The sequence below is a fragment of the Amycolatopsis sp. NBC_01286 genome (assembly GCF_035982555.1).
Classification (GTDB): domain Bacteria; phylum Actinomycetota; class Actinomycetes; order Mycobacteriales; family Pseudonocardiaceae; genus Amycolatopsis.
In genome coordinates this window covers 1,139,323-1,150,952 of record NZ_CP108428.1, presented here as the reverse complement: position 1 = coordinate 1,150,952, position 11,630 = coordinate 1,139,323, and the positions used below count along the sequence as shown (strand labels likewise).

Sequence of the window (11,630 nt, the reverse complement as noted above, 5' to 3'; positions counted from 1 at the left end):
CACCCTATCCGTCGATACGCTGGCCCGGTGCACGAGGAATCCGAGCTGGTCACCGGCGAAGCCGTCGTCCTTGACCTGCACGTGGCCAAGCTCGCCAGCCGCGCCCTGGCGATGGCGCTCGACGTCGTCGTGCAGTTCGCGCTGCTGCTCGGCGCGGTCTTCGTGATGACGCTGGCCGTCCCGGCCGGCGACGGCTCGCTCGCGCTGACCCTCTTCCTCGTGTTCCTGGTGCTGGTGATGGTCGGCTACCCGGTGCTGTTCGAGACGCTCTCGCGGGGCCGCTCGCTGGGCAAGATGGCGGTCGGCCTGCGCGTGGTGCGCGTCGACGGCGGCCCGATCCGCTTCCGGCACGCCCTCACCCGCGGGCTCGCCGGGTTCGTCGTGGACTTCTGGACGCTCGGGCTGTTCGGCGCGGTCGCGGTGATCGTGTCGCTGTGCTCGACCGACGGCCGCCGCGTCGGCGACTTCCTGGCCGGGACGCTCGTGGTGCGCGAACGCGTCCCGGAGAGCGCCGGCTACCCGGCGATCGGCATGCCACCGGGCCTCGCGGGCTGGGCGTCCCAGCTCGACCTGACCCGGCTGCCCGACGGCCTCGCGCTGGCGAGCCGCCAGTTCCTCGCCCGGTTCAACGAGCTTCGCCCGGAGGCTTCGCACGCGCTCGGCTGGGGGCTCGCGCAGCAGGTCGGCAACGCGCTGGGCACGCCGGTGCCGCCCGGGGTGCCACCGTGGGCGTTCCTCGCGGCGGTGCTGGCGGAACGCCGCAACCGCGACCACGCCCGTGCTTTCCAGGCGTACGCGGCGGCGCAGGCCCAGCAGGTGCAAGCGTTTGCCTCACAGGGGCAGGGCTACCCGGCGCAGGCGTCCGCGGGACTGGCGCAGGGTTACCCGGCGCCGGCGAACGCGGCCCAGGCCTATCCGGGGCAGGCGCAATCGCAGCCCTTCCCGGCGCCGGATCAGCCGGCGTTCATGCAGGCGGGCTACTCGGCCACCGCGCAGTTCCACGAGACCGCCTGGGGCCGCCCGCCGAACGCGCCGGGGCAGCCTCACCCCGGGCAGGCGCCGTCGCAGCCCTTCCCGGCCCAGGCCGCCGAGTACTCGGGCTCCTCCGAGCCGACCCCGCCGCGCGGGACCCCGGCGGCGCCCGCCGAGAACCCGTTCACCCCGCCGAGCTGAGACCCAGCCCCACGCCGGAAAGCCGTGAAGGCCTCCTTACCGGCCATAAGAGCCGTGAAGGAGGCCTTCACGGCTTTTCACCCCAGCCGCGACTACCACCGAGGCCGCCGAGCTGAGCTACGAGACGTCGCCCCCGGAGGCCGTCCAGGTGTTGCACTGCTGGTTGCGGTTGGTCGTCGCGCCGTGCTGCCACCAGGAGATGTTGTGCTTGGCGCTGCCGTGGTCGCGTTTGCCGTTGCGGGCGTAGTCGTCGCCGCGGTCCTGGGCGTTCCAGGCCTCGTTGTAGATGTTCTTGTCGACCGAGCCGCCCGAGACCGACGCCGAGCCCAGGAACATCCCCGAGAAGCACTGGGCCTCGAGTTCCATCCGCCGGGACAGCTCCAGGCCGACGGCCGAGTCCGCGCCCGCGTCGTAGCGCTGCTCGCCGTAGGCGTCGGAGATGCCGGCCATGTTCTGCACGTGGTGGCCGTATTCGTGGGCGAGGATCGACAGGTACGGCCCGGGGTGGTTGCCCCACGTCTCGATCTCGATGCGGTCCATCGGCATGTAGATCGTGTTGTTCGACGGGCAGTAGAACGGCGTCACGCCGGTGGTCGTGCCGCCGCTGCCGCACGGCGTCGAGGACTCCGAGAGCGACCGCGGCACGGACAGGTTCGGCGTCTCGAACGGCAGGTCCGCGCCGCCGAGGGCCTTCGACCACATCGCGTCGAGGCAGGCGATGCCGGACTGGAAGAACTTCGTGACGCTGTTCTGGTCGGTCGCCCAGCGGCTCAGCGTGCACGGGACGTTCTGCAGCCCGAAGTTCGCGCTGCCGAACAGCGGGTTGGTGCCGGTGGCCGAGACCGAGTGGGGGCCGGCCGGGGTCTGTGACGTCGGCGTTTCGCGCCCCGACGTGCGGGTCTGACGCGTGGTCGTCTCGTCGGTGGACGACGTCGTGGACGTGGTTTCGTCGCTGGTGGTCTCGGAGTAGGTGTCGGTCGGGTAGGTGCTGGAGTAGCCGGCGTCGGCGACGTGCCGCGAGTGCCCGCCGGTCAGCGCGACGGCCGCGATCACCCCGCCGACGACGGCCACGATCCCGATGATCGCCACGGCCACGATCACGCCGGTGTTCGACTTCTTCGCGACGTAGGGCCGGTACCCGGGCGCGAACCGCGGCCCGAACCCCATCGCGGGCGGCGGCCCGGCGTACCCGGGGGTGAAGACGGGAGCAGGCGCCGTCACGGGCGGCGGCAGCGGAGCCCCGGCGGGCGGCGGACGGAACTGCGGCCCGGTCGGCGGCCCACCGAAGCCCCCGGGACGCGGGTAAGCCCCGGACGGCGGTCCCGGCGCGGGCAACCCCTGAGTGCCCTGCGGCCCGTGCGGACTCTGCGGCGGACGGCCGGGTTGCTGCGGCGGCCCCTGCGGACCACGCGAACCCGGCGGCGGACCACCGGGTGACTGCGGATTCCGAGGCGCATGCGGATTCTGCGGCGGCGATCCGGCGGGTCCCTGACCCGGCTGACCCTGCGGACCACGCCCCGGCTGACCCGGCTGACCCTGACCAGGCTGACCCGGCGGCAGCGGCCGGTTCCCGGGCGGCGGCAACGGCCGGGCCCCCGGCGGCGGCAATGGCGGCCGGCCCGGCGGCGGCATCGGACGTCGCGGGTCGTGCGGACCCTGCGGCGGTTGGGACATCTGTGTGGAACCCCCCGTGGACTCACCCCGTCGGAACCGGCGTACCTGCGCTGATCTCGCCGTTCCGGCCGTCAGCATAGATCCAGTGCTCTAGGGTGTGGTGCTGTGTTGAGGAAACTGGGGCTCGTCGTCGCGGCGGGCGTGCTCGCCGCCGCCGGGCCCGCGGCCGCCGCCGCCGGGCCGACCGGGCCGACTGGGCCGACAGCGGGGCCGCCCCTGCCCGCGCAGCCGAGCGAGCAGGTCAAGAAGCCGCAGCTGCTCGGCAGTGACGTCCCGGGTGTCCAGGCCCCGGACGGCGCCATCGCCGACGTCGCGCTCAAGCTCCTGCGCGACGGCTCCCTCTCCGTCACCGAAAAGGTCACCGTCCCCGGCGGGCAGCAGCTCGTTTCCCGCGTCCCGCTGCGGGTTTCGGCCGGTGACGACCAGGACCGCGTCTTCGCCGTCCGCGACGTCAAGACCGAGGGCGCGGCCACCGGCCAGCTCACCGGCGACCAGCTCGTCCTGACCTTCGCCGGGGGCAGCGGAAGCGTGACCTACCTGGTCGACGGCGTCGTCGCCGACCAGGGTGGCCGGCAGCAGGCGCGCTGGCAGGCCGCGAGCGGCTTCGACGGCCCGGTCGCCAAGCTCACCGCGTCCTTCATCGCGCCGTCGCCGGAGCTGTCCCCTGTGGACTGTTTCGCCGGCCCGATCGGCTCCAGCCGGCGCTGCACGCTCAGCGAGCTCGACCACACCGGCGTCGTGCGCCTGGAGCAGAACGACGTCCAGCCGGGCGACCGCGTCGACCTGCTGGTCGGCCTGCCCGTGAACACCGCGCCGGCCACCGCGAGGTTCGCCGGCATCGGCCTGCTCGCCAACGCCTTCGCCCTGACGCCGCTGACCGGCGTCGCCTTCGCCGTCCTCCTGGTGCTGCTCGTCGTCGCCGCGGTCTTCGTGGTGCGCCGCCGCAAGCAGGACGCGGGCGCGCTCACCGCCGCCACCGGCCCGGTCGAGGTGCTGCTGCGCGACGGCGAACGCGTCTACTTCGCTTCCCCGGACGGCGTGCTGCCCGGGCAGGTCGGCACGGTGATCGACGAGACCGTCGACGTCGTCGACATCAGCGCCACCGTCGTCGACCTGGCCGTCCGCAACTACCTGTGGCTCGCGGAAGTACCGGGGCCCGACTGGCAGCTCGCCCGCCGCAACCCGCCGGACGAGCACCTGCACGACTTCGAGCGCGCGGTCTACGAAACGCTCCTGCCGGCGGGCACCGACGCCGTGCTCGTGTCGCAGCTGCGCGCCCGCGGCGGCCTCGACCTGCGCCGGATCAGCGACGCGATGTACGCCGACGTCGTCACCAAGCGCTGGTTCTCCCGCCGTCCCGACACCGCACGCAGCCGCCTGACCTGGCTCGGCGCCGGCATCTTCGCGCTGGGCCTGGTCGTCACGGCGATCCTCACCTTCACCGTCGGGTACGCGCTGCTCGGCGTCGCGGTCGCGCTCGCCGGGCTCGGCGTCGCCGCCGCGGCCGTGCTGCTGCCCTCGCGCACCGCGCGCGGCCGGGTGCTGGTCGGCCAGGTCCGCGGCCTGCTGCACTACCTGCACCACGCCAAGGCCGAGGACATCCCGCCGGGCGACCGCGAGATGGTGTTCTCCCGGTCGCTGCCGTACGCGGTGGTGCTGGGCGACACCGAGCGCTGGCTGGGCGCCTTCGCCGCGCTCAACCCGGCGTCGGACGGCACGGCCGGCCTCTACTGGTACGGCGGCATGGAGGCCGACAGCGACCTGCGCCGGTTCGGCACGCACTTCCCGTCGTTCCTGACCGCGCTCGACGGACTGCTCACCGAGTCCGGCCGCGCGACGTCGCCGCGCTGACCGTGCGCGGCCGGGTCGTCGCCGCGGCGGTGCTGACGCTCTTCCTGGCCGTCGCCGGGCCCGCGACGGCGCAGGACCAGCCACCGCCGCCCGCGTTGCCGCAGAGCGCCGAGATCCAGCTCAAGGTGGAGCGTGACGGCTCGCTTTCGGTCGCCGAGGCGGTTTCGGTCCCCAACGGCGTCACGATGGACCGCCGGGTCCCGCTGCGGGTCCCGGCGCCGCACGACCGCGACCGCGTCTACGGCGTGCGCGACGTCGTCCTCGAAGGCAGCGGCACGGCCGCGGTGGACCAGGACGTCTTCACGATCCACCTGACGGCAGGCACCTCGACCGTCCGGTACACAGTGGACGGTGCGGTCGACGGGAACCGCGTCACCTGGGAGCTGGCCGGCGGCTGGAGCACCGACCTGAAGTTCCTCCGCGCGTCCTTCGCGGCGCCCCGGATCCCGACGGCGGTCGACTGCCTGGCCGGACCGGCCGATTCGGACTTCTCCTGCGGCGCCGCGCAGATCGACCACGCCGGGCTGACCCGGTTCAGCCAGCAGAACCTCCTCGCGGGCCAGCGGATGACGGCCACCGTCGAGCTGCCGGCGGGCACCGTCCCGGCGAACGCGAAGCTGGTTCCGGCCAAGACCCTCGCGGGCGCGTTCGTCCTCACCGCCCCGGTCGGCTGGGCTTGGGCGGGCTTCGGCGCGCTGCTGCTGGTCGCGGCCGCGTTCGTCTGGCTCGCGCGCCGTCGTGACGTCGGTGCGGGGGAGCCGCCGAAGGTCGAGCTGGTCTCGGCGAACGGCGAGTTCGCGTCACCGGAAGGCGTGCTGCCGGGCCACGTCGGCCTGCTGCTGCACGGCCGCACCGGCGCGGCTGACCTGGCCGCGACCGTGCTCGACCTGGCCGTCCGCAACTACCTCTGGGTGAGTGACGGCTCCCGGCTGACCCGCCGCAACCCGGCCGACGAGCACTTGACCTCCTTCGAACGTGCGGTCTTCGAGGCGGTCCTGCCGGAGGACTCGGTGACCCTTGCCGAACTGCGGCGCGACCACGTCGACATCGCACCGGGAGAGCTGTACGCCGACGCCGTCCGCCGCGGCTGGCTCGCGCCGCGGCCCGGCCGGCTCCGCCGCGCCGGGATCCGGGTCGTCTTCTACGGCGTGTTCCTGACCGTCCTGCTCGCGTTGACCGCCGGGTACGCCCAGCTCGGCGTCATCCTCGCGCTGGCCGGGGCGGCCGCCGCGGTGGTCTCGGCGGCGCTGCCCGCGCGCCGGCGAGCCGGTCTCGACGTCGCACGGCGGCTCCGCGGGGTCGCCGCGAAACTGGGTTCCGTGAAGGTGAAGGACCTCGGCAAACCCCAACGGGAACTGGTGTTCTCACGCGGCCTGCCGTACGCGCTCGCTCTGGGCGAACTAGGGCCGTGGGTGGCCGCGTTCGACGGCCTCGAGCACCCGCCGCCGGTCTACTGGCACGACGGCGACATCACCCCTGACCAGGCCGGATCCTTCGCGATAAACCTGGCAGGCGCGCTCGCGGCGGCCCATCGTGGTCGCCTCCAGGGCCTCGTGAGTGGTAATTCGGGTTAGAACCCGAATTACCACTCACGAGGCGGGACGCGGAGAGTGGGGGAGCCGTCGTAGGGTGGGGCCATGGCCGATCCCGAGCTCGTCCGATACACCCTAGACAACGGTTTGCGCGTGGTCCTCGCACCCGACGCGACCGCGCCGGTGGTCGGCGTCAGCGTGCACTACGACGTGGGTTTCCGCTCCGAACCGGAGGGGCGCACCGGTTTCGCGCACCTCTTCGAGCACCTGATGTTCCAGGGCTCCGAGAGCCTGGAGAAACTCGCCCACTTCCGGCACGTCCAGTCCAGCGGCGGCACCTTCAACGGTTCCACCCATCCGGACTACACCGACTACTTCGAGGTGCTGCCGAGCGCCGCGCTGGAACGCGCGCTGTTCCTCGAGGCCGACCGGATGCGCGCGCCGAAGCTGACCGCCGAGAACCTGGCGAACCAGATCGACGTCGTGAAAGAGGAGATCCGGCTCAACGTGCTGAACCGGCCGTACGGCGGGTTCCCGTGGATCACCCTGCCGCCGGTCCTGTACTCGACGTTCCCCAACGCGCACAACGGTTACGGCGGCTTCGAAGACCTCGAGAGCGCCACGGTCGAAGACTGCGCCGCGTTCTTCGACACCTACTACTCGCCGGCCAACGCCGTGCTCACCGTGGCGGGCGACTTCGAGATCGCCGACGCCAAGGACCTGATCGAGAAGAACTTCGGCGACGTCCCGTACCGGCCGGCGCCGCAGCGGCCGTCGTTCGCCGAGCCGCTGCCGACCAGCGAACTGCTGGGCGAGACGATCGACCCGCACGCCCCGCTGCCCGCGCTCGCCGTCGGCTACCGGATGCCGGACCCGATCAACGACGTCGGCGGCTACCTCGCCTACCTCGTGCTCGCCGGCGTGCTGACCGACGGCGACGGCTCCCGGCTGCAGCAGCGGCTGGTGCACAAGGAGCCCCTGGTCGTCGACATCGGCGCCGGCGCCGGGCTGTTCGGCCCGTTCGAGGCCCGCGACCCGGACACGTTCACCATCACCCTGATCCACCCGCACGAGGTGCCGCGCGAGCGCGTGCTCGCGGCGCTGGACGACGAGCTCGAGAAGATCGCCGAGAACCCGCCGGACGAGCAGGAACTGCGCAAGGTCACCGCGCGCTGGACCGCGAGCCTGCACTCCGAGCACGACCGCCTGGTGTCCCGGACCCTCGCGCTCGGCTCGTTCGAACTGCTCTACGGCGACGCCTCGCTGGTCTACCAGCTCGCGGACCGGATGTCCGCCGTCACCTCGGAAGCCGTTTCGGCGGCGGCGAAGGCGCTGCGCCCCGACGCGCGCGCCGTCCTGGTGGTCAAGCCCGCTTCGGAAGGGACCAACGAGCAGTGACTTCTTCTGCAACGCACCGCAGCGCCGAGGAGATCGGCCGCACCGAGCGGGGGCCGCGTCCGCTGCCGCCGCTCGGCGAGCAGCGTTCCGCCGCCGACCTGTCCCATGTGGACACCACGCTGGCCAACGGCCTGCGCGTGGTGGCCGTGCGCAAGGCGACCGTGCCGATGGTCGAGGCCCGGCTGTGGATCCCGTTCGCGGGTGACGACAAGCTGCACCCGGCGATCGCGGAGGTGCTCGCCGAGACCATCCTCACCGGCACCGCGCGCCGCAACCGCATCGAGATCGACGCCGAGCTGGCGCTGATCGGCGGCGACATCGGCTGCGGCGTCGACCCGGAACGCCTGGTGCTGACCGGTTCCGCGCTCGCCGACAAGCTGCCGACGTTCCTCGACGTGCTCGGCGACGTCCTCACCGGCGCGACCTACGCCGACGAGGAGATCGCCCGCGAGAAGGAGCGGCTGGTCGAGCGGATCGCCGTCTCCCGCACCCAGCCGCGCACGATCGCCCGCGAAGCGCTGCAGAAGCACCGCTACGGCGACCACCCGGCCACCCGTGAGGTGCCCCAGGCCGAGGACGTCGCCGTCGTGACGCCCGAGCAGGTCCGCGCGCTGCACCAGGCGTCCGTGCAGGCGCGCGGTTCGGTGCTGGTGCTGGTCGGCGACATCGACCCCACCGCGGTGATCGGCGACCTGGAGAAGGTGCTCGGCGCCTGGGCGTCGGACCGCTCGGCCGTGCGGCTGCCGGCGTTGCCGGACCTGACCGGCCCGAGCGTGCTGCTGGTGCCGCGCGCCGGCGCCGTCCAGTCGCAGATCCGGCTGTCCGCGCAGACCGTGCCGCGCACGGACCCGGGGTACGCCGCGCTGCAGCTGGCGAACCTGGCCTACGGCGGGTACTTCTCGTCGCGGCTGGTCGAGAACATCCGTGAGAACAAGGGGTACACCTACTCCGCGCACTCCGGTTTCGAGTTCACCGACGGCACCGCGGTGGTCAACGTCGACGCCGACACCGCGACCGACGCGACGGCGCCGGCGCTGCTGGAGACCCGCTACGAGCTGGGCCGTCTCGGCCAGGTCCCGCCGGCGGGCGACGAGCTGGAGTCGGTGCGGCAGTACGCGATCGGCTCGCTGCTGACGTCGACGTCGTCGCAGTCCGGCCTGGCCGGCCAGGTGCTGGCGCTGGCCTCGACCGGGCTGGGCCTGGAGTGGCTCAACGAGCACCCGGCGCGGGTCGCCGCCGTGACCGCCGAAGAGGTGGCCGACGCGGCGCTGAAGTTCTTCGCGCCCAAGCGGTTCACCGGCGTGGTCGTCGGCGACGCGGGCGTCCTCGAACGCAAGCTCCTCGCGCTCGGCGACGTCGTAGTGGGCGAGCCGGCCTGATGTCCGTCCCGTTCTCCCTCGGTGCCCTGCCGACCCTGTCCCGGTCCACTGTGGACCGCCAGGAAGGCTTGCGCACCAACCCTTCGCGATTGGTGTCGCGCTGGGCCGACGCCCGGGTCGTCCTCCTGGACGACACCGGGCGCACCCCGGTCGTCGAGGGTTCGTCGGTGCTGGCGTTCCGCAAGGCCGTCGACTTCGGCACGGCACCGCCGTCGGACGCGGTCTTCCTCGGCGAGTGGCAGGACACCGACTACTGGTCCCTGCCGGGCGGCCCGACGGGCGAAGCCGACACGGTGAAGATGGCCGGGAGCTGGGGCTTCGTCGAAGAGGTCCCGCGCGTCGACGGCGAGATCTGGGTCGAGCTGCGTGGCTACGGCGACCTGCTGGACGACACGTCGGCCGGCTTGTTCACGACGGCGCAGGCGTTGCGCAACTGGCGTCGCCAGGCCAAGTTCTGCACCCGCTGCGGCAATCCCACGGAGCTGATCCAGTTCGGCTGGGCGAGCAAGTGCACGAACGACGGCCGCGAGGAGTACCCGCGCACGGACCCGGCGGTGATCTGCCTGGTCCACTCGCTGGAGGGCACGAACGGATCCCACGTGCTGCTGGCCCGCCAGCCGATCTGGCCGGCCGGACGCTATTCGGTGCTGGCCGGTTTCGTCGAGGCGGGCGAGTCGCTGGAGGCGTGCGTGCTGCGCGAGATCCGCGAAGAGGTGGGTGCGTCGGTCTCGGACGTCCGGTACCTCGGGAGCCAGCCATGGCCGTTCCCACGCTCGATCATGCTGGGCTTCACGGCCCGCGCGGATCGCACGTTGCCGCTGGTCCCGGCAGACGGCGAGATCGAGGAAGCGCTGTGGGTATCACGCGCGGAGGTCCGCGCGGCGTTCGAGAACAGCTCACTGCGAAACGAAGGCGCCAAGCCGACCCCGATAGCGGACGGCGCGGCGGAGATCCTCCTGCCGGGCAACTCGTCCATAGCCCGGGTCATGCTCAAGGCCTGGGCGGACGCGGAGGAGTAACTCCGTAGGCTTCGCTGAAGGCCACCACGAGGACATCCAGGTCTCTCGTGGTGGCCTTCAGCGCGTTCGGCCCCGAGCGCCCCAAGGCCGCCTTCGGTGCGTCACGCGCAACCAAGGCCACAGTGTGGCGCTTTCCGGTGACCCGCTGACCGGCGCAAACGCCCCACCGCAAATCTCCCACCAGGCGAAACGGCGGCCGGGCTAGTGGGATCCGCCGTGTCACATGCGCGACTTCAAGCGTTACCTGGCCGTTTCCCGAGCCCGTTGACGGCTGTGCCGCGGCTCACTACAGTCCCCGGAAACCGTCTGTAAAGTATCCTAATTAAGTCGGGAGCGACGACAGTGCGAGCCGGTAGCCCGCGGATGCTGCGCGAGATCAACGATCGCGCCGCCATCGAGGTCCTCCTGCGGGAGGGCCCGCTGACGCGCGCCGAGCTCGAGCTGGCCATCGGTCTCTCCAAGCCCGCCACCGCGCAGCTGCTCACCCGCCTCGAGCAGGACACCCTGGTCATCAAGGCCGGCGTCAGGGGTGGCGGCCGCGGGCCGCGCGCTCAGCTCTGGTCGGCCAACGGCGGTCTCGCCCGCGTCGCCGCCGTGGATCTCACTCCGCACGTCGCGGACTTCGTCGTCGCCGACGTCGCCGGGACGATCCTCGCCGAGCACCAGGTCGCGCTGCCCGTCCACGAAGGCGCCGACGTCGTCGGGACCTTCGGCGAGGCCCTCAGCCACGTCGCCGAAGCGGCCGGGATCACCCGCGAGGAGCTCGCTCACGTCGTCATCGGCGCGCAGGGCGCCTTCGACCCGCGCACCGGCCTGCTCTCCTCCGCCCCGCACATCCCCGGCTGGCTCGGCTTCGACGTCCCGCAGAAGCTCAGCGACGAACTCGGCGTCGACGTCCTGATCGAGAACGACGTCAACCTCGTCGCCGTCGAGGAGATGAGCGCCGGGAAGGCCCAGGACGTCGACGACTTCGTCATGGTGTGGCTGTCCGAAGGCGTCGGCGGCGCGGTCGTCATCGGCCGGCGGCTGCTGCGCGGCGCCACCGGCGGCGGCGGCGAGATCGACTGGATGCGCGTGCCCGACCCGGCGACCGTCGACACCGGCGACGTCTGGCCCGAGGCCGGCGCCCGGTTCGGCAACCTCGTCGACTCGCCCGCCATCTGCCGGCTGGCCGCGGCGCACGGCATCACCGCCGCGACCGCCTGGGACGCCGTCGAGCAGGCCGGCGAAGCCCACCCCTTCCTCGACGACCTCGCGCGGCGCGTCGCCGGCGGCATCGCGAACCTCGTCGCCGTCGCCGACCCGCAGCTCGTGCTGCTCTGCGGCGACACCAGCCGCGCCGGCGGCGAGAACTTCGCCGGGCTCGTCCAGCAACGGCTGCACGACCTCGTCCTGCCGCGCACGCCGGTCGGCTGCGCGTCGGTGCAGGGCAACGCCGTCCGCGCGGGCGCGCTGCAGTCCGCGCTCGCCAAAACCCGTGAGGACGTCTTCGGCGTCGTCACCCCCACGCTCCTCGGGTCGCGCCGACCCGCGGTCGGACCCTCGCCCGGTAAAGCGGCGGTCCCGAACACCCGTCCCGCCCCGTCCCCAACCGAGTAGCCCAA

The 11,630-nt window shown here is 72.7% G+C and carries 8 protein-coding genes; 7 read left to right on the top strand and 1 reads right to left on the bottom strand.

Features of this window, described 5'->3' with window-relative positions:
- Positions 1 to 27: 27 nt before the first annotated feature.
- On the top strand, positions 28 to 1,173 hold the full coding sequence (locus tag OG570_RS05345; RefSeq protein ID WP_326955813.1) for an RDD family protein: 1,146 nt from the start codon (positions 28 to 30) through the stop codon (positions 1,171 to 1,173).
- A gap of 117 nt (positions 1,174 to 1,290) precedes the next feature.
- On the opposite strand, the gene OG570_RS05340 is transcribed toward OG570_RS05345, so the two are convergent.
- On the bottom strand, positions 1,291 to 2,394 hold the full coding sequence (locus tag OG570_RS05340; RefSeq protein WP_326946366.1) for a neutral zinc metallopeptidase: 1,104 nt from the start codon (positions 2,392 to 2,394) through the stop codon (positions 1,291 to 1,293).
- Positions 2,395 to 2,952: 558 nt separating this feature from the next.
- Here OG570_RS05340 and OG570_RS05335 point away from each other — a divergent pair.
- From OG570_RS05335 to OG570_RS05310, 6 genes are all read left to right on the top strand, one after another.
- Positions 2,953 to 4,698 carry a DUF2207 family protein gene (locus tag OG570_RS05335; RefSeq protein WP_326955812.1) on the top strand — a complete coding sequence of 582 codons (1,746 nt, stop codon included), beginning with the start codon at positions 2,953 to 2,955 and terminating at the stop codon, positions 4,696 to 4,698.
- 2 nt (positions 4,699 to 4,700) lie between these two features.
- The gene (locus tag OG570_RS05330; RefSeq protein ID WP_326955811.1) at positions 4,701 to 6,272 is read left to right on the top strand and encodes a DUF2207 family protein; all 1,572 of its coding nucleotides are present in this window, start codon (positions 4,701 to 4,703) and stop codon (positions 6,270 to 6,272) included.
- A 63-nt stretch (positions 6,273 to 6,335) separates the two neighbouring features.
- Entirely contained in the window at positions 6,336 to 7,628 is a 1,293-nt protein-coding gene (locus OG570_RS05325) for a M16 family metallopeptidase (RefSeq protein ID WP_326955810.1), read from the top strand.
- Positions 7,625 to 9,007 carry a M16 family metallopeptidase gene (locus OG570_RS05320; protein WP_326946370.1) on the top strand — a complete coding sequence of 461 codons (1,383 nt, stop codon included), beginning with the start codon at positions 7,625 to 7,627 and terminating at the stop codon, positions 9,005 to 9,007. Before OG570_RS05325 ends, OG570_RS05320 begins: the two co-directional genes overlap by 4 nt.
- Entirely contained in the window at positions 9,007 to 10,026 is a 1,020-nt protein-coding gene (gene nudC, locus OG570_RS05315) for an NAD(+) diphosphatase (RefSeq protein ID WP_326955809.1), read from the top strand. The genes OG570_RS05320 and nudC overlap by 1 nt, the downstream gene beginning before the upstream one ends.
- Positions 10,027 to 10,389: 363 nt before the next feature.
- Positions 10,390 to 11,625 carry an ROK family transcriptional regulator gene (locus tag OG570_RS05310; RefSeq protein WP_326951776.1) on the top strand — a complete coding sequence of 412 codons (1,236 nt, stop codon included), beginning with the start codon at positions 10,390 to 10,392 and terminating at the stop codon, positions 11,623 to 11,625.
- Positions 11,626 to 11,630 lie beyond the last annotated feature (5 nt).